This is a genomic window from Halopolyspora algeriensis (assembly GCF_003337235.1).
GTDB classification, from domain to species: domain Bacteria; phylum Actinomycetota; class Actinomycetes; order Mycobacteriales; family Pseudonocardiaceae; genus Haloactinomyces; species Haloactinomyces algeriensis.
In genome coordinates, this window is record NZ_QPJC01000002.1 from 629,295 (window position 1) to 647,379 (window position 18,085).

Annotated in this window: 15 protein-coding genes; 4 read left to right on the forward strand and 11 right to left on the reverse strand. The window is 69.2% G+C overall.

The genetic code is table 11. The features are described from left to right. The first annotated feature begins 132 nt into the window (after positions 1 to 132). From DFQ14_RS06185 to DFQ14_RS06195, 3 genes are all read left to right on the forward strand, one after another. The gene (locus tag DFQ14_RS06185) at positions 133 to 1,005 is read left to right on the forward strand and encodes a helix-turn-helix domain-containing protein (RefSeq protein ID WP_114452052.1); all 873 of its coding nucleotides are present in this window, start codon (positions 133 to 135) and stop codon (positions 1,003 to 1,005) included. Continuing rightward, positions 1,002 to 1,262: a DUF397 domain-containing protein gene (locus tag DFQ14_RS06190; protein ID WP_114452053.1), complete on the forward strand. Its 261-nt coding sequence runs from the start codon at positions 1,002 to 1,004 to the stop codon at positions 1,260 to 1,262. Before DFQ14_RS06185 ends, DFQ14_RS06190 begins: the two co-directional genes overlap by 4 nt. A gap of 406 nt (positions 1,263 to 1,668) precedes the next feature. Then, on the forward strand, positions 1,669 to 3,777 hold the full coding sequence (locus tag DFQ14_RS06195; RefSeq protein WP_246195381.1) for a putative bifunctional diguanylate cyclase/phosphodiesterase: 2,109 nt from the start codon (positions 1,669 to 1,671) through the stop codon (positions 3,775 to 3,777). An 89-nt stretch (positions 3,778 to 3,866) separates the two neighbouring features. On the opposite strand, the gene DFQ14_RS06200 is transcribed toward DFQ14_RS06195, so the two are convergent. From DFQ14_RS06200 to DFQ14_RS06225, 5 genes are all read right to left on the reverse strand, one after another. Then, a complete protein-coding gene (locus DFQ14_RS06200; RefSeq protein WP_114452054.1) occupies positions 3,867 to 4,184 on the reverse strand; it encodes a ribbon-helix-helix protein, CopG family in 318 nt (105 codons plus the stop codon). A gap of 302 nt (positions 4,185 to 4,486) precedes the next feature. Beyond that, complete coding sequence (locus tag DFQ14_RS06205) at positions 4,487 to 5,656, reverse strand: alpha-hydroxy-acid oxidizing protein (protein ID WP_338072582.1); 1,170 nt, start codon at positions 5,654 to 5,656, stop codon at positions 4,487 to 4,489. A gap of 329 nt (positions 5,657 to 5,985) precedes the next feature. Next, positions 5,986 to 7,260, reverse strand: coding sequence for an MFS transporter (locus DFQ14_RS06215; protein WP_114452057.1), 1,275 nt, complete (start codon positions 7,258 to 7,260; stop codon positions 5,986 to 5,988). A gap of 26 nt (positions 7,261 to 7,286) precedes the next feature. Continuing rightward, positions 7,287 to 7,937 (reverse strand): ArsR/SmtB family transcription factor, encoded by a 651-nt coding sequence (locus tag DFQ14_RS06220; protein WP_246195383.1) that lies wholly within the window; start codon positions 7,935 to 7,937, stop codon positions 7,287 to 7,289. 296 nt (positions 7,938 to 8,233) lie between these two features. Further along, positions 8,234 to 9,892 carry an FAD-binding dehydrogenase gene (locus DFQ14_RS06225; protein WP_114452059.1) on the reverse strand — a complete coding sequence of 553 codons (1,659 nt, stop codon included), beginning with the start codon at positions 9,890 to 9,892 and terminating at the stop codon, positions 8,234 to 8,236. A 170-nt stretch (positions 9,893 to 10,062) separates the two neighbouring features. Here DFQ14_RS06225 and DFQ14_RS06230 point away from each other — a divergent pair, with 170 nt between their 5' ends. After that, on the forward strand, positions 10,063 to 10,299 hold the full coding sequence (locus DFQ14_RS06230) for a hypothetical protein (RefSeq protein ID WP_141921299.1): 237 nt from the start codon (positions 10,063 to 10,065) through the stop codon (positions 10,297 to 10,299). A gap of 724 nt (positions 10,300 to 11,023) precedes the next feature. Here the strand turns inward: DFQ14_RS06230 and DFQ14_RS06235 are convergent. The 6 genes from DFQ14_RS06235 to fdh all read right to left on the reverse strand — a co-directional run. Next, complete coding sequence (locus DFQ14_RS06235) at positions 11,024 to 12,223, reverse strand: CU044_5270 family protein (protein WP_114452061.1); 1,200 nt, start codon at positions 12,221 to 12,223, stop codon at positions 11,024 to 11,026. Further along, positions 12,220 to 12,768, reverse strand: coding sequence for a SigE family RNA polymerase sigma factor (locus tag DFQ14_RS06240; RefSeq protein WP_114452176.1), 549 nt, complete (start codon positions 12,766 to 12,768; stop codon positions 12,220 to 12,222). The genes DFQ14_RS06235 and DFQ14_RS06240 overlap by 4 nt, the downstream gene beginning before the upstream one ends. Positions 12,769 to 12,892: 124 nt before the next feature. Continuing rightward, positions 12,893 to 13,273 carry an MBL fold metallo-hydrolase gene (locus tag DFQ14_RS06245; RefSeq protein ID WP_179951506.1) on the reverse strand — a complete coding sequence of 127 codons (381 nt, stop codon included), beginning with the start codon at positions 13,271 to 13,273 and terminating at the stop codon, positions 12,893 to 12,895. A gap of 92 nt (positions 13,274 to 13,365) precedes the next feature. Continuing rightward, positions 13,366 to 14,277: an NrfD/PsrC family molybdoenzyme membrane anchor subunit gene (gene nrfD, locus DFQ14_RS06250; RefSeq protein ID WP_114452177.1), complete on the reverse strand. Its 912-nt coding sequence runs from the start codon at positions 14,275 to 14,277 to the stop codon at positions 13,366 to 13,368. 59 nt (positions 14,278 to 14,336) lie between these two features. Beyond that, complete coding sequence (locus DFQ14_RS06255) at positions 14,337 to 15,368, reverse strand: 4Fe-4S dicluster domain-containing protein (protein ID WP_114452062.1); 1,032 nt, start codon at positions 15,366 to 15,368, stop codon at positions 14,337 to 14,339. Then, a partial coding sequence (fdh, locus tag DFQ14_RS06260; protein WP_257233588.1) for a formate dehydrogenase occupies positions 15,365 to 18,085 on the reverse strand: 2,721 nt, incomplete at its 5' end. The genes fdh and DFQ14_RS06255, both read right to left, overlap by 4 nt.

The window sequence follows — 18,085 nt, forward strand, 5'->3', positions numbered from 1 at the left end:
GCTCGCTGCTGGATGACAACATCATGACTGCAACTTGCAGGATTTTGTAGTCCGCCGATCGGGTGATCATGCGAGGATCGCGCCCAGCAGCAGCATCCAGCAGGTTGGGAACGGACGAGGGAGCAGCGCCCCATGGCCTTGCGCAAGACCGCACGGAGCCGACGATTGGGCGGTCAGATCCGCCGTCTTCGGGAAGATGCCCAGCTCAATCAGGAGAGCATGGCCGAGCGCATCAATGCCGCCGGGACCATTCGTCGCATGTCCGCCTCGCATCTGTCTCGCGTCGAATCGGGCCTGTCGCGCATCGAACCCGACCAACTCGACTGCTTCATCACCGCGCTCAAGGTCAGCGAAGCCACCGCCGCGCAACTCAAAGAACTACAGCGCCGCGCCAACGAGAAGGGTTACTGGCAGGAGTACCGCGACATCGTGCCGGAACCGGTCGAGATGCTCGCCGAGCTCGGCGAAGATGCGATCACCGCGCGCAGCTTCGACTACGCCTTCATCCAAGGGCTTCTGCAGACCCGTGCCTACGCCGAAGAAGTGGTCAACAATGCGCGGGCCTTCGTGCGCCCCATCGACATCGATCGCCTCGTCGAGCTGCGGATGCAGCGCCAGAAGCGCCTCAACGATCCCGGCTTCGAGGGGCTGACGGCTGTCATGACCGAGGACGTTCTTCGTAGGGTGGTCGGCAGCCCCGCGCTCATGCGGGCTCAGCTACAGCATCTGAACGAGGTGGCACGCGATGCCAAGGTCACGATCCACATCTATCCGCACACAGCCGGAGCTTTGCCCGGCGCGGACAACCTCGTGATCTTCACCTTCCCGCACGAGGACGACGGGGAGGCGGTTTTCGTGGATTCCGACACAGCCTCGCGCATCTACGAGCACGAACGTGATCCGATCCGGCAATGCACCTACACGTTCGACGCGGCGCTGGCACGGTCGCTACCCGCCCGGGAGTCCCTGGACCTCATCGCCGCCGTTGAGAAGGAGTACCGATGACCCCAGCACACAACCCTTACCCGGATGTGGACGATGCTCAGTACGAGGCCGTCGTCCACGGCGACTACACCAAGTCCAGCTTCAGCTCCGGCAACGGCGGCTGTTTGTCGCTGACCAGGGTCGGCGACCACATCGGCCTCCAGGACGACAAACTCCCCGAAGCCGAACGCAAGGCCCGCACCCACGTCTACACCCGCGAAGAGCTGCGGGCTTTCATCGACGGCGCCAAGGCCGGGGAGTTCGACCACCTGCTCTGAAACGAACCCGGTCGCACGGCCCCGCCCGACCTGCACAATCGGGCGGGGCTCACTGGCCGCGATAGGTGCCGCTATTCAGCTCCCCTCCCTTGTTCATGGGCTGCGCCTTGGAGAGAGGGCCATGGGCGGAGTCGTTTCGGGTAAGACGGCCACGGGGCTGTGACCGTGCTCGTCCCCGACGGATTCACCCCCGGACAGCGGGCGGTGCCCGCATCGGTGGGCAGGTGTCGGGGTACCCCGGTGGCACCACCACGTCGGCGTTCCTGCCATCAGGAGCACGGGCGGCGGGGGAACTCGTCCGGCGAGAGCACCGTTGCACCGGGAAAGGCAGGCACCACCGGCACGAGAACGCAGCCCACCGCAGGCCGCACCGCCACTTCCACAGTTTTCCGAACAGGGGGAATCCGTGGCTTCGGAGCACACGAGGCCGGACGTCGTCGACTCCCCGGCCGGGGACGAGCTGTCCGGCTGGATGGACCTCGCGGAAGACCTCGCGCTGCCGCACGCCCCCGTGCTGCTGACCACCCCCGGCGGTATCGTCGTCCGCGCCACCGAGCAGGCCGCGGAACTCGCCGGGCAGCCCTCCCCGGCCGCGCTGCTCGGGCAGTGCCTGACGAACCTGGTGACCTGGACCGACCCCACCTCGTGGCTGCGCAGGCAGGGGAAACCACCTCTGCCGGTGCGCGAGGCGAGCTGGCCGCACACCGGCGACGAGCGGCTGCGCGTGACCCTGCTCGTCGACGTCTCGAACCTGGTCACCGACGAGCAGAGCCACATGCGCCCCGAGCAGTGGAACTGGCTGGCCGAGGCCCAGCGCTTCACCCGCATGGGCACCTCTCCCCTGCAGGAAGCGCAGCAGGAAGCCCGCATCGGCACCTGGGAGTGGAACCCGGCCACCGGCACCATGCGCCTGTCCGGGCTGCTGCACGAACTGTCCGGCATCCCGGCCGAGAAGGACAGCCTCGCCTTCGACGACTACCTGGAACTGGTGCCTCCGGAGGAGCGCGCGCGGGTGCGGGAAAGCTGGACCCCGCTGATCGAGCACCACCAGCCGATCGTCGTCGAACACCACCTGAGGGTCGACAACGGCACGGCACGCGTCTTCCGCGTGCGCGGCATGGCGATCGAGGAGACCGGCGTGCTGGTCGGCACCTCGCAGGACGTCACCGACCAGTACCGGGAAGAGCGCACGCAGCTCCCGGACCCCTCCCTCGACACGGTGACCGGGCTGCGCAACCGCGCCGGGATCCACGACCTGCTCGAAGAACTGTCGAACCGGTCCGGTTCCGAAAACGTCGCGATCCTGTCCTGCAAGGTCGACAACGTGGAGCGCATCACCACGGGACTCGGCCACGAGGCCGGTGACGAGCTGCTGGCCGCACTGGCCCGGCGGCTGACCGACGGCCTGCCCGACGTCTGCACAGCGGCACGCCTGTTCGACCAGGACGTGTTCGTCGTCCTCTGCCTGGACCTCACCGCTGCAGGCGGCCTGGAAGCACTGGCCACCCGGCTCTCCGGACTGCTGCGCACGACCGTGCCGGTGCACGGCCACCTCGTCCGGGTCTCGGCCTCGATCGGGGTGGCCCTCCCTCCCGGCAGCGGCACCAGCGGCCAGGACCTGCTGCGCTTCGCCGACGCGGCCATGCTCAAAGCCCAGCAGCAGGGCCCGGACCAGGTCGCGCTGGCCGACCCCGATCTGATCACCGTCACCGACCGGCAGCTCCCCCTCGAAGAGCAACTCCAGGAGGCACTGCGCAACGACGAGCTGGCGCTGCACTACCAGCCGCTGGTTGCCTCCGACGGCACGATCACCGGCGCCGAGGCCCTGCTCCGGTGGCCGCATCCCGAGCACGGCCTGGTCAGCCCCGGCGTCTTCCTGCCGGTGGCCCGGCGGGGCGGCCTGCTGCGCGACATCGACCGCTGGGTGCTGCGCACCGCGCTGCACGAAGCCGCCGGCTGGCCACTCTCGCACGGGCAACCCGTGGACATCGGGATCAACCTCTCCGGGCTCGTCCCCGGTGACTCAGGCTTCATCGACCTCGTCACCGACGCCGTCGCCGAATCCGGCATCGAGTGGCACCGCATCGTCCTCGAACTCGTCGAGACCGACCTGGTGGACCTGTCCCTGCCCACCCGGCGGGCCATGGAAAACCTGACACGGCGCGGGGTGCGGTTCGCCATCGACGACTTCGGCACCGGCTACTCCTCCCTGGCCCGGCTGAAAGGGCTGCCCGCGCAGGAAATCAAGATCGCCCGCCAGTTCACCTCCGCGACCACCGAGGACACCGCGGACCTCGCCGTCACCAGAGCGATCGCGGACATGGCCCACGCCCTGGGACGACGCTGCGTCGCCGAAGGCGTCGAAACCGCACACCAGCTCCAGCTGCTGTCCGACATGGGAGTGGAGTCCTACCAGGGCTGGTTGTTCTCCCCGGCCCTGCCCGCCGACGAGTTCCGCACCCTCCTCACCCGCGACCGGGGCCGGATTCCGGCCGTCACCGAACGGGCCGGCTGAGCAGGCCGGAGATGACCCCCGGAGGGATCGCTGCTCCGCGGTGCGGAGGAAACCCTTCTCCGGCTGCTCGCTCTCAGAGCAGTGCCGCCTCAGTGGCGAGCGAGGTATTCCTCCAGAGCCTCGCGGACAACCTCGGACTCGGCGCGATGTTGAACGCGGGCAAGACGTTCGAGGCGACGTTTGACGTCGCTGGGCACGCGCGTATCCACCCGAGGCGAGTGCACGCCGGGCGAACTCAGCGAGGGGCGACCACGCTGCGGGAAGACCGCCTGGGTTTCGTCGAGCACGACGTCGTCGGATTCCACCTCGTCGACGGCGGCTGCCACGTACTCGGCGGTGATGCGGCGTCCCCGACTGTCGTAGAGCTCTTCCTGATCGAGATCGACGAACTCGTCTTCGGTACTCATCGCGTTTCACCCTCCCGAACGCGGACCGACTTGGCCTGCTCGTACAACGGGCGGAACTTGGCGCGGAGATCCATCACGTGGGCGACCAGCAACGGGCGCGACCAGCCGCAACCCTGTGCTTGCGCGCTGACTGGGTAAACCGGATCCGCGCCACACGCTTATTGTGTCCGACACAAAGAAAAGCGTCAACACGAACGCGACGCCATCCGACTGATCATCGTCGTGGACACACAGACGTGTCCGAGAGGCCTCGGACTCCGGTGACGACAAACCTCGGCAAAGCCGGGCAGCGTGCGGGGCGGCTACCCGGCGAGCAGGTCGGGGCCGAGTTCGTCAGGGCTGCGGTGCCCGGACAGCGCGACGGTGAGGTCGAGCTCGGCCAGCAGGCAGCGCAACACGTGCGTCACCCCCTCCTCGCCACCGGAGGCGAGACCGTAGGCATAGGTCCTGCCGATCAGCACCGAGTCGGCACCCAGCGCGAGCGCCTTGACCACGTCGGCGCCGGTGCGCACACCACTGTCGAACAGCACGGCCAGCTCCCCGCCGACCGCGTCGACCACCTCGGGCAGCGCGTCCAGCGCCGCCACGGCGCCGTCGACCTGGCGCCCACCGTGGTTGGACACCACGATGCCGTCCATGCCCTCGTCGCGGGCGCGGCGCGCGTCGTCGGCGTGCAGCACCCCCTTGAGCACGATCGGCCCCGACCAGTGCTCGCGGATGAAGGCCAGGTCCTGCCAGGTCTTGGTGGGGTCGGCGAACATGTCCGCCCAGTGCGCGACCGCGGCCAGCGGATCCTCCTCGACCGGCTTGTCCAACCCGGCCAGGAAAGCGGGATCGGACAGATAGTTGGCGATCCCGGTGCGCTGCAGAAACGGCAGATACGCCCGGTCGAGGTCGGTGGGCCGCCACCCCAGCAGCCAGGTGTCCAGCGTGATCACCAGCGTGTGGTATCCGGCGGCTTCGGCCCGCTGCAGCATGCTGACCGTCACCTCGCGGTCCTTGGGCCAGTACAGCTGGAACCAGCGCGACGAGCCCTCTCCGGATGCCTCCGCCACCTCCTCCAGGGTGTAGGACGAGGCGGTGCTGAGCACCATCGGCAGCCCCGCCTTCGCCGCCGCCCGGGCCACCGCGAGCTCGCCGTCGGGATGGACGATGGACAGCACCCCCACCGGGGCGAGCGCCACCGGCGCAGGCATCCGGGTGCCCAGCACCGTGCGGGAGAGGTCGCGGGTACCCACGTCGCGCAGCATGCGCGGCACGACGCGGCGCCGGTCGAGCGCCTCCCGGTTCGCCCGCACCGTCGCACCCCCTCCGGCACCACCGGCCACGTAGCCGTAGGCGCTCGGCGACAGCGCCTGCCGCGCGGTGTCCTCCAGCGCCTGCAGGTCGGTGGTCAGTTCCGGGACCTGCTCGGTGAGCAGGCCCTGCAGGTAGATCTCGTTCTGGAACGAGGAGTACGACTCCGGGCTCACGGTGCGGTCCTTCCCGTCGAGGATGCTGTTTCCGGTGATGCGGCGAAGAGCTCGTGGCGAATTCGTTTCCGGCGCCTGCCGGTTATGCGAGGTCGCGAGCCAGGGCGCGGCCTGCGGCGCGTCCGGAGAAGAGGCACCCGCCGAGGAAGGTGCCCTCCAGCGCTCGGCATCCGCTGCCATGCTCGCTCCTCGCTCGAATTCGGCTGCACCGGTGGAGAGGTCCACCCTTGCCGGGACAACGAGCGGGAGCACCGGCGGTTTCTCCGCCGGCGTCGCAGCGGCCGGGCACAGTTAGCTCCCCCGAGGAAGACGGGACGGGGCTGTTCGGCTCACCGGCCGGCTGATGTGGACACCGGTTGATCGTGGGGGCGCGGCGTGCTGCCGGCTCGATTGGTGAGCACGAGGACGGGCACCAGGGCCACCGCGATGATGCCTCCGGCGAGGGCGAGCAGGGTGTAGCTTCCGGCGGCCACGACCATGCCGGAGGCCAGGCCTCCTCCGGCTCCCGAGACGGCGATAGCGACGTCGACCAGGCCCTGGGTCTTGGCACGCGTGGCCGGCGAGGTGCTGTCGGTGATGATCGCGGTGCCGCTGACCAGCCCGAAGCTCCATCCCAGGCCCAACAGGCCGAGCGCGACCGCCAGCAGCGCGACCGACTGCGGTGGGGAGAACGCGGCCACCAGCCCCGCCGCCAGCAAGGTGAGGCCGGAAGCGCCGGCGATGGGCAACCGGCCGAAGCGGTCGACCAGGAAGCCGCTCAGCGGGGACGGCAGGTACATCGCCGCGATGTGGACGGCGATGACCATTCCGGCCGCGCCCACGGAGTGGCCGTGGTGCTGCATGTGGACCGGCGTCATGGTCATGATCGCGACCATGACCAGCTGGGTCACGACCATCACCGCGGCCCCGAGCACCACGTGGCTCCTGTTGCCGGTTGCCGTGGTGGAAGTCGGGTGGGACTCGGCGCCGGGATCGGCCAGCGTGCGCGCCGTGAGCAGCGGGTCGGGGCGCAGCAACAGCCACAGCACGAGCCCGGCGGCGGCGTAGGCGGCAGCGGCCAGCAGGAAGGGGCCGGCCAGGGGCGGGATGCTCCAGGATCGGGCCAGTGCGCCCAGCGGAGTGACCAGGTTGGGGCCGACGACAGCGCCGAAGGTGGTGGCGACCAGCACGGTACTGAGCGCTCGAGCACGGTGGCCGGGGGTGGCCAGGTCGGCTCCGGAGTAGCGGGCTTGCAGGTTGGTGGCGGTCCCGGCCCCGTAGATGACCAGGGCGATGAACAGCAGCCCCACGTTGCCGATGGTGGCGGCGATCACGACACCGAGAGCACCCAGGGCCCCGGTGGCGTAACCGGCCGCGAGCCCCGTGCGGCGCCCCAGGCGCTGCGAGGTGCGTCCGATCACCGCGGCCGCCGCAGCCGAGCCTGCGGTGAACAGGGCACTGGGCAAGCCGGACAGGCCCGTCGTGTCGAGCATGTCCTGGGCCAGCAGGGCGCCGACGGTGATGCCCGCGGCCAGTCCCGCGCCGCTGAAGATCTGAGCGGTGACGAGGACGGCGAGGATCCGTCGTTGGGCAGGGTGCAGTGCGGCCGCGGTCGCGGTGGCCATCGAGGTTCCTTCGGGGAAGTGGTGGATCAAGCAGCGGTGACGAGCAGGCCATCGCGGCGCCATTCGAGGATGCCGTCCTCCAGCAACGCGGCGTCGCGTCCGCTGGCCTGCAGCAGCCGCACAGCGTCGTAGGACAGCACGCAGTAGCGTCCGCGGCAGTACGCGACGACCTCGGTATCGGCCGGGATCTCGGCCAGCCGGTCGGCCAGCTCCTCCAAGGGAACGGAGACCGCGCCGGGCACGTGCCCGGCCGCGTACTCCTCGGCAGGGCGCACGTCCAGCACCAGCGCCCTGCCCTCGGTGGCGGCCTGCATGAGCTCCTCGCGACCGACCAACCGGATACCCTCGTTGTCGAGATAGGTGCGACGGACGGCCGCCACGTCGGCGCGGTGGGTATCGGCGACCCGGCACAGCACCGACAGCAACCCGGCCACATCCTCACCGGCCAGCCGATACATCACGCTCGTTCCCTGTCTGCGTGTGGCCACCAGCCCGGCCTCGTTCAGCACCTGCAGGTGGGCGGAGGCGGTGGTCAACTTCAACCCCACAGTCCGGGCCAGCTCCTGGACCGAGCGTTCGCCCTGGGCCAGCAGTTCCAGCATTTCCAGACGCTTGCCGTGCGCCAAGGCCTTACCGGTGCCGGCGATGGTGTCGTAGAGATCGGTCTTGTCGGCCACACCGTCATCATTCCACAATTCCATGGAACAATGGACACAAGGTGCTCGACAGAACTTGCCGCGCACGTCGAAGAGCTACCTGCCGGGATCGGCCGAGCTCATCGCCGCGGCCCTACTGGACCTGAGAAGGTGCGCGGATCGGCTGTGTCGCGGTGCGGGTGGCGGAACCTCCGGCTGCGCCTCGCTGCGGGAGGCCGGCACCTCGAGTAGCCACCTGCGCCACGTGCTGACCGCCCTCACGAGGCTGTGCCGGAGAACCCGCGGCGGTGCCGACTGCCTGCGTGGGCACCGGCCGGTTATGCGAGGTCGCGGGCCAGGGCGCGGCCCGCGGCGCGTCCGGAGAAGAGGCACCCGCCGAGGAAGGTGCCCTCCAGGGCGTTGTAACCGTGCACCCCGCCGCCACCGAAACCGGCGACCTCGCCTGCGGCGTACAGGCCGTCGAACACGCTGCCGTCGGGGCGCAGCACCTGGGAGTCGAGGTTGGTTTCCAGCCCGCCGAGGGTTTTGCGGGTCAGCAGGTGCAGCCGCACGGCGATCAGCGGGCCGTGGGCAGGGTCGAGCAGCTTGTGCGGCTTGGCGATGCGGATGAGTCGGTCGCTGAGGTAGCCACGAGCGGCCCGGATCGCGCTGACCTGCATGTCCTTGCTGTAGCTGTGGTCGAGCTCGCGGTCGCGGGCGACGACCTCGCGTTCGACGTCGTCATGGCTCAGCAGCGGTGTGTCGGTCAGCGCGTTCATCCCGTCGACGAGATCGCGCAGGTTGTCCCGCACGACGAAGTCCGCCCCGTGGCGCTTGAACTGCTCGACCGGCCCCGGCGCGCCCTTTTTCACCCTGCTGAGCAGGTCGGAGAGCTTCTTGCTCGTGAAATCCGGGTTCTGCTCGGAGCCGGACAGCGCGAACTCCTTTTCGATGATCGACTGGTCGAGCAGAAACCACGTGTGGTCGTGGCCGGTGTCGAGGATGTGGCGGAACGTGCCCATCGTGTCGAACCCCGGGAAGTAGGGCGCGGGCAGCCGCTTGCCCGTGGCATCCAGCCACAGCGACGAGGGCCCGGGCAGGATGCGGATGCCGTGGCCGGGCCAGACCGGGTCCCAGTTGGCGATGCCCTCGGTGTAGTGCCACATGCGGTCGCGGTTGACGGTGCTGCCGCCGGCGCTTTCGGTGATCTCCAGCATCCGCCCGTCCACGTGCGCGGGCACCCCGGTGAGCATGTGCTCCGGTGCCCGGCCGAGCCACGACGGCCAGTGGCGGCGCACCAGCTCGGGATTGCCGCCGATGCCGCCGGAGGTGACCACCACGGCACGGGCGTGGAAGTCGAACTCCCCCACCGCGGTCCGCGACGACGGCACACCCCGGGCTTCGGCGGAGGGTTCCAGCACGGTGCCGCGCACTCCCTCGGCGGCACCGCCGTTCACCAGCAGCTCGTCCACCCGGTGGCGGTGCTTGATCGTCACCAGGCCGTTGCGCTGGGCCTCACGGACTCGCTCGGCGAAGACCCGGACCACTTCGGGACCGGTCCCCCAGGTGATGTGGAACCGCGGCACCGAGTTGCCGTGCCCGGTGGCGGTGCCGCTGCCCCGCTCGGCCCAGCCGACGAACGGCAGGAACCGCACACCGAGATCGCGCAGGTAGTCCCGCTTGTCTCCGGCGGCGAACTCGACGTAGGCCTGCGCCCACTGCCGCGGCCAGTGGTCCTCGCGCTGCCGGTCGAAGGCCGCGGTGCCCATCCAGTCCTGCCAGGCCAGCTCGGCGGAATCCTTGACGCCCATGCGCCGCTGCTCGGGACTGTCCACCAGGAACAAACCGCCCAGCGACCAGTACGCCTGGCCGCCGAGGTTGTCGGCGCTTTCCTGCTCGACCACGAGCACCGAGCGGCCGGCCCTGGTCAGTTCGTACGTGGCCACCAGCCCCGCGAGTCCGGCCCCGACCACGATGACGTCGGCATCCGCTGCCATGCTCGCTCCTCGCTGCGTCCGACTTGCGCTGGTGGGACACCCACCTCGCCAGGACAACGAGCGGGAGCACCGGTGGTTTCTCCGCAGGCGGCGGCAACCGAGCGTCAAACTACCTGCGCGAGCGGGATCGCCGCCGACCAGCCGACCAACACGGCCGAACGGCCCGCGTGGTGCGCCACGCCGGTCGGTGGCTGGAGCACCACCCCGGCGACCGGCTGCGCGACGACGAAATCGTGGTGACCTGGGCCGTAGCCGATGCCGAACTCATCCGCTACCAGCTACGTGAGCACCTGCTGCCCAGCCGCGTGTTTCCCGCCGCCCCTCGCGTGCGCACCGGAAAAACCTCTCGCGCCCGCGAAGCGGGTGAGATTCCTCCGCCCCGCGGCCGCGACGAAGACGCCAAGTAGGTCCGGTCTCGTAGCGCAGCAAGCAAGCCCCGTTTACCTCTCCGGACTCAATTGCTCGTCGCCGGTGGTTCCTCTCGGCTCAGGAAGCTCTGGTCGAAGCTGCGTGGCAGGTTTCTGGCGTATTCCGGGAATGTGTGCGATTGCATCAGCTGCGATTTCCACACTCGTGTAGGACACCGGTGACCTCGCCTGCAGCGCGGCTGAGTAGAGCCCACTTTCCACGGATGCGACTGCGCTGAAGCGGTGACCAAAACAACCCCCGGTTGGCCACTATTTGCGGGGTCTGGCCCGCGGCACGATCGAGCTCTCCCACGGGCTGGCCGAGCTGGACAGCCGGCGCAGCACCACGCCGCCGGCGGCGGCACCTGGTCGCGCGACACGAACCCGGACTCCTGACGTGATCGGCCGCCAGGACAGCAAAAGGTCCCCGCGACCAGCACGGTCGCGGGGACTACGATGCTGCCGGTCCCCTCTCGCTGAGGGATCCTCAACCGTGAGGGTCCGCTACGATGTTGGCCGCGGGCGCCCAGTTCGCAGACCCCTGGGTGGCGGTTCGACCGGTGTTGGCGCTTCCGAAGTTTCGCGGACCAGGGATCGGGCCCACCGTCTGGCTTCGTCGCGGGTCCTGGACCAGACCGTGGCCTGCCCGGTGTCCGGGCTGAGCACGGTCCAGCCCGGCCCGGAGTTGACGATGAGTGCGTCCGGCATCGGTGTCTTCATGGGCTCACTTCGGGATGGCGAACTTCGGCTTGTCGGTGATGTTCGTGGTCACGGCCGCGGAATAGAAGACCGTCCCCTTCGGGGCGTGCAGGTTGGCCGGGAGCGTGAGCTCGTCGCGGCCACCGGGCTCGACCAAAACCTGCCGCTGGCCGATGTATTGATAGTCGGACTTGCTGAAGATGATCTCCTGCCGGATGTGGCCGGTGGAACTGACGCGGCCGACAGCGATACCGGGTTGGCCGTTGAAGGTGGTGGTCTCCTCGGTGACGGTGACGCCGGGGATCTTCAGAGCCGCATCGTAGAGGGCAGCGCGTAGGTCGGACGGCACCAAACCGCTGGTCAACACCCCGGCGAGGTGCCTGAACTGGGTGTCGGCCCGGCTGTGGTTGAACATCACGGCCGAGTCGCCGTGTCCGGTGGCGAGCGCATCGAGCAGCGCTTCCGGATCGCGGGGCAGCGAGTCCAGGAACGCAGGCGTCGGGAGGTACCACGTAGCGGGTTTGTCCTCGATCGTCGTGCGCTGACCGTCCTTCGAGCTCTGGTCGCCCGTCGCGATGGCCGGATGTCCGGGTTCGAACGAGTGCATGGTGCGGCCGGTCTGCTTGCCGTTGTGACTCGGTCCCGCGAAGTACCGGGTGTTCGGCTCGAACCGGTCGGGATAGTGGTTCATGACGTAGCGCTTGTCGGCAGCGCTGCGAAACTCCGTCGCAAGCGGTCCTGTCACGCTTCGGTACATCGTGCCCTGGGCGTTGGCCGGTATCCACACCTCCTCGCGAGTCTTCTTTCGGAAGTGAATGAACGCCCTCTCCTGAACGGGAACGGACGTGTCGTGCGCCTTCACGGGCGCCCCGGTCCGCCGCCAGCGCTCTGTCGTGATGTGGGTGTACTCGCCAGGGCCCGGCTTCGCGTTGTCCGTGTTCTCGGCCGCGGTGTTCAGCACGTGAGCCACCGTCCCCACATGCGCGGTCTGGGACGTGCCGCCGGCCGGCCCGAAACCGGTCACGCTCAGGCCGGCGCCCGCCACGACCACGGCGACCGCGGCGGCCCCGGCCGTGCGGGCGCGCCGAGCGAGCCGAGCGCGCCTGCCGTGCCGCAGCACCGTTTGCCAGGCCCGGCCCTGACTGTCCGGAGAAGGCCCCGAACCGAGGGACTCGTCTTCCAACGTCCGGAGGTTGGTGATCAGGTCTTCGTCGTCGATGTTCACGATGCCACCTCTTCGATGTCCGATCCGGTGAATAGGTCCCCATAGGCTTTGCGCAGGGTATCGAGTCCGTGGGTGGTCTGGCTTTTGACCGTTCCTGGCGAACAGCCCAGCGCCGCAGCGACCTCGTCGACGGGAAGGTCGTAGACGAATCGCAGCACCAGCACGGCCCGTTGCCGTGGAGGCACCCGTAACAGGGCAGCCCGCAAGCCTTGGCGCTCGAGCTCGCTGTCGTCCTGCTCCATCGAGCGTTCCGGCACGTCGGCCACAGTGTGCTCGCGGCCACGTCTGCCGCGGCGGGTGTCGATGAACAGCCGCGTCACGGTCTTGCGTAGGTAGGCCTGCGCGGTGGTCCGGCGTACCCGGCGCCAACGCGAATACAGCCGCACGAACGCCTGCTGCGCGATCTCCTCACTCTCTACGTGGTTCCCACAGAGGGTGTAGGCATACCGGCACGCGGAGGCGAACTGCGCGGCGAAAAAGTCGGCGAACTCGCCGTCCTTCCCCGCCGAGGACTGTCCATCGTCGTCTGTGCTCGCATGCTGCACCACAAGTCCCTTCCGGGTCCAATACCCGATCTGCTCGACTGCTCTACCCCTACTACAAGCAGGCAGCCAGCCAGGTTGTATGGCGCCACGAACCCCGCCCAGAATGTGACCTGAAACATTGTTCTCAACGGACACGGCAACGTGTGCGCATGCGCCGCCAGTAGGGCGGTATCGCAGGCGGGTTATTCAGCCGCAGGCACTCGCCGACGAACTCGTCCTGGGAGTCGACCTCGGCCAGGATCGGATTGGTGCGCCGCTCGAAGCCGACCGTGATCGACAGACGACTGCCGATGTTGCCTCCGCACAGCGAACCCGCCACGTGGGTCGGATACACCTGCACATGATCCGGCAGCGACAGCAGCTTGGTCTGGATCGTCTCGCAGAACACTCCGGCCGCCCGGCGCGCCTGCTCCTGCTCCCCTGGTGCATCGCGAGCAGCAGTCCGGCCTCGCCAGTACACTGCCGCCTTGCGACCGGGGGCGTATCCACCGCCTCGGGTCAGCAACCAAACAGTGGTACAGCGTTATGGTGTGGCGGCCGCACCAGCGAACCGGGTGCAGTCCGGGCATCGCACACACCCGACAGGTTTCCGCGGAGCTATCCCGCATCCTCGCCCGCGGCGCGTTCGGCGAGCCGTTCGCGCTGCGGCACGACCGTGTACTGCGGATCGCGGGCCGAGGCCATCCCGGCCTCGAAAACCCCGAAGCGGGTGGCCACCGCACCGGCGGTGAGGCTCAGCCCGGCCAGCACCGACAGCACGCGACTACGGCCGGCGAAAGGTGCCGCGAGGCCGCCGGCCACGGTGCACGCCCGCGCGAGACGCATCAGCTTTCCCGCCCGGTCCCGCTTGTAGGCCTGCCCGGGCAGCCCGATGCGCTTTTCCAGCATCGTGACCGCGGCGATCTCCAGTGCCGCTCCCCCTGCGGCCAACCGCCGGGCCGGTCCGGCTTCGCCGACCGGGACGGCCACCATGGCCACCGCCGCCCCGCTGGACAAGGCGCTGCCCGCGAAGACGAACGGCAGCTTGCGGTGACCCTCGTGCCAGGCGGGCACGGCGGTGTCGGCGAGCAGCACCGCCGTGTAGGTGACCATCGCCGGCCCGAGCACGCCCGAGGCGGCGCCGCTGATCCGGGCCGCCACGGGCAGCAGGCCCGTGACCTCGCTGACCGCCGTCGCCGAGGCCATCGCGGAAAACGGGGACAGGATCCAGGTCCCGACGCTCAGCGGGGAGGTCGGCTTGAACACGCGCAGCATGTTGAGGAACCGCTCCGGGCGCCCCAGGTCGTGGATCAGCGCCCCGACACTGGCCAGCGAGCCCACACTCCCGGCCAGCCGTCCGACCCGCCGCAGCCGGGGCCGTCCGGTCCAGGCGGCGAACTCCCCCACCAGTGACGACACGCCTGCCGTGCCCCCCAGGTACAGGTAGGCGGGCACGTCCGGCACCTTCCACACCGGCGGCTTGATCACCGGGCGTCCGTAGTAGGACTCGAACTCCGCATCCGGGACCATGGCCTGCTCGCCCCGGCGGCGCAGGTTGCGTCGGGCTTCACCGCCCACGTGCTGCTCGCTCACCGTCGCCCCCCTACGAACGCCATCGCCACCGCCGCCGCCGTGACCACCGCGGCGGCCCCGGCCGACCGCCACATCGACGGAAGATCCCGCGTCGTGACCACCGGGTCCGGGGGCAGGCCGTAGACCTCCGGCTCGTCGAGCAGCAGGAAGAACGCCCCGTCACCACCGACGCCGTCGGTCGGCTCGTGGCCGTAGAGGCGAGCCTCGGTGATGCCGCGCTCGTGCAACTTCTCCACCCGTTCGGCGGCGCGCTCGCGCAGCTCGTCCAGTTGTCCGTACTGGATGGAGTTGGTGGGGCAGGCCTTGGCGCAGGCGGGTTCGAGACCGTCTCCCAACCGGTCGTAGCACAGCGTGCACTTGAACACCCGCCCGTCGTCCGGGCGCTGGTCGATCACGCCGTACGGGCAGGCGGGCACGCAGTAGCCGCAGCCGTTGCAGATGTCCTCCTGGACCACCACGGTGCCGTACTCGGTGCGAAACAGCGACCCCGTCGGGCAGACGTCCAGGCAGGCGGCGTGGGTGCAGTGCTTGCACACGTCCGACGACATCAGCCAGCGCACCTCGCGGTCGCCCTGGAGCGCCCCCTGCGCGCCCGGCGTGACGGGCGGGCCGACACCGGGCATGCCCAGGTCGGCACCCCGGGTACCGGCCACCTCCTCCGGGGTGGTGCTCGCCGGGGTGGGCGAGCCGGCCCCCTCACCGTCGCTGCGCGCGGCGGACAGCGAGCCCAGCAGGTCGACGTCCTCGTGGACCGGCACGCTCTGCTCGATGAAGGCCACGTGCCGCCAACTGTTCGCTCCGAGCTCGGTGGTGTTGTCGTAGGACATGCCGGTCATGTCGAGCACGTCGCCGGGAACCAGGTTCCACTCCTTGCAGGCCACCTCGCAGGCCTTGCACCCGATGCAGACGCTGGTGTCGGTGAAAAAGCCCATGCGAGGCGGGTGCTGCCCGTCGTATCCCGCTTCACCGGCCGGGTCGTCGAGCGGCCCGGCCAGGCGCTCGTAGGTCGTGTACGTCCCGTCTGTCATCGTGTGGCTCCCTCGGTGCCGGTCTCCGGGCTGATGCCCGCCCGGCGGCGGTAACTGTCGACGAACTCCAGCAGCTCGGGTCCACGTGGTCGGCGTCCGGGGCGAATATCGCAGGTCGAGGCCTTGCTCTCCTGGATGTGCACATTGGAGTCCATGACCGCCGACAGCAGCTCGTTGGCGCCGTCGCCGGTGCTCAGCCCGTTCGAGCCCCAGTGGTAGGGCAGGCCGATCTGCTCCACGGTGCGGCCGTGGATGGTCAATGTCCGCATCCGTTCGGTCACCACCACACGCGCCTCCACCGCGGTGCGCGCGGTGACGATCGTCGCCCAGCCGAGATGCTCCAGCCCGCGCTCGGCGGCGAGCCGGGGCGAGACCTCGCAGAAGAACTCCGGCTGCAACTCGGACAGGTAGGACAGGAAGCGGCTCATGCCGCCCGCGGTGTGGTGTTCGGTGAGGCGGTAGGTGGTGAACACGTACGGGAACACCTCCGCACCCGCTGCACCGTTACTGGGTTGGTAGGGATTACTGCGATGCCGGAGCTCCTCCCTGGCCGGGTTCGACTGCTGGGTGTAGAGCGGGTTTTCGAACGGTGACTCGAACGGCTCGTAGTGCGTGGGCATCGGCCCGTCGGTGAGCCCGGTCGGCACGTAGAGCCAGGCGCGGCCGTCGGTCTGCATGATGAACGGGTCCGTGCCCGCGAGGGCGTCCTCGGACCGCGCATCCGGCGGTGGGGTGTAGTCGGGAGACTTGCTCGCTTCGAAGTCGGGGATGTCGTGGCCCGTCCAGCTCCCCTGCTCGGCGTCCCACCAGACGTAGGCCTTGCGCTCGCTCCACGGGTTGCCGTCGGGGTCGGCCGAGGCGCGGTTGTACAGGATGCGCCGATTGGCCGGCCACGCCCAGGCCCACTCCGGTGCCACCCAGGACTGCTCCCGTTCGGGTTTGCGCCGGGCCGTCTGGTTCACCTCGTCGGCATAGGACCCGCAGTAGATCCAACATCCGCACGCCGTGGAGCCGTCGTCCTCGAGCTGGGTGTAGGACGTCAGCGCGTTGTTGTCGGCGTCCCAGCCGCTGATCTCCCGCAGTACCGCCTCGGCGTCGGGCTCGGCGGTGCTGCCCTGCGTGGGGTAGTCCCACTGCAGCTCCAGCAGCGGGCGATCGCGGTCGCGCTGCTCGGCGGTGCGCTCGTCCTGGCGCTGCGCGAGCTTCTCCCGGATCCGCCGGCCCAGGTGGTAGTAGAACCACAGGTCACTGCGGCAGTCGCCCCGAGGTTCCACGGCCTGGTGGTGCCACTGCAGCAGCCGCTGCGTGTTGGTGAAACTGCCGTCCTTTTCGGTGTGCGAGGCGGCGGGCAGGAAGAAGATCTCGGTGCCGATCTCCTCGGTGCGCAGCTCGCCCGTCTCGATCTCCGGTCCGTCCTTCCAGAACGTGGCCGACTCGATCATGTTCAGGTCCCGCACCACGAGCCAGTCGAGATTGGCCAGACCCCGCCGCTGCATCTTCGCGTTGGCCGAGCCCACGGCCGGGTTCTCCCCTACGAGGAAGTAGCCCTTGACCTTGCCGTCGATCTGGTCGGCCACGGTCTGGTAGCTGCTGTGGTTGCCCGTCAGGCGGGGCAGGTAGTCGAAGCAGAAGTCGTTGTCGACCGTGGCGTGCTCGCCCCACCACGCCTTGAGCAGGCTGACCGTGTAGTCCTGCATGTTGCCCCAGAACCCGGTACTGCCGGAGTCGGCCTCGACGAACGTGGCGAGGTCCTGCTGGAACTCCGCGTGCGGCATCGGGATGTAGCCCGGCAGCAGGTTGAACAGGGTGGGGATGTCGGTCGAGCCCTGGATGCTCGCGTGCCCGCGCAGCGCGAGGATCCCGCCGCCGGGCCTGCCGATGTTGCCCAGCAAGGCCTGCAGGATCGAGGCGGTGCGGATGTACTGCGCACCCACGGTGTGCTGTGTCCAGCCCACCGAGTAGACGAACGCACTCGTGCGCTCGCGTCCCGAGTTGGTCACCAGTGCCTCGGCCACGGCGCGGAACTGCTCACGCGGGATGCCACACGTCTTCTCGACGAGTTCCGGCGTGTAGCGCGCGAAGTGGCGCTTGAGGATCTGATACACGCAGCGCGGGTGCTGCAGGCTCTCGTCGAGCTCCGGTTTGCCCGCGATCGACGGCCCGCCGGACCCCACGCGCTCGGTGTGGGCGGTCGACTTCTCCGCCTTCCCCCTGGACTCCTGCGGCCCTTCACTCTCGTCGCCGACGTACTCGGCCTTGTGCCGCTTGCCGGCCGCGGGTGCCGCCACGGTGCCCTCGTACTGCCAGCTCGCCGTTTCGTAGTGCTGGCCGTCGGGGTCGTAGCCGGAGAAGAGGCCGTCGAGGTCCTCGGTGTCGGCGAAGTCCTCCTTCACGATCGCCGGCGCGTTGGTGTAGGCGACGATGTAGTCGCGGAAGGCGAGATCGTTTTCCAGTACGTGGTTGATGAGCGCACCGAGGAAAGCGATGTCGGTGCCCGCACGCAACGGGAGATGCATGTCGGCGAGGGCGGAAGTCCGAGTGAACCGCGGGTCGACGTGGACGATCGTCGCGCCGCGCTCCTTGGCCTCCATGACCCACTGGAAGCCGACCGGATGGCACTCGGCCATGTTCGAACCCTCGATGACGATGCAGTCGGAGTTCTGCAGATCCTGCTGGAAGGTCGTGGCCCCACCGCGCCCGAACGAGGTTCCCAGACC

Bases quoted from the DNA above. Each gene is read 5' to 3' on its own strand.
- DFQ14_RS06185 (WP_114452052.1), top strand. From the start codon at position 133: ATGGCCTTGCGCAAGACCGCACGGAGCCGACGATTGGGCGGTCAGATC.
- DFQ14_RS06190 (WP_114452053.1), top strand. From the start codon at position 1,002: ATGACCCCAGCACACAACCCTTACCCGGATGTGGACGATGCTCAGTAC.
- DFQ14_RS06200 (WP_114452054.1), bottom strand. From the start codon at position 4,184: ATGAGTACCGAAGACGAGTTCGTCGATCTCGATCAGGAAGAGCTCTAC.
- DFQ14_RS06215 (WP_114452057.1), bottom strand. From the start codon at position 7,260: ATGGCCACCGCGACCGCGGCCGCACTGCACCCTGCCCAACGACGGATC.
- DFQ14_RS06225 (WP_114452059.1), bottom strand. From the start codon at position 9,892: ATGGCAGCGGATGCCGACGTCATCGTGGTCGGGGCCGGACTCGCGGGG.
- nrfD (WP_114452177.1), bottom strand. From the start codon at position 14,277: ATGGTCCCGGATGCGGAGTTCGAGTCCTACTACGGACGCCCGGTGATC.
- DFQ14_RS06255 (WP_114452062.1), bottom strand. From the start codon at position 15,368: ATGACAGACGGGACGTACACGACCTACGAGCGCCTGGCCGGGCCGCTC.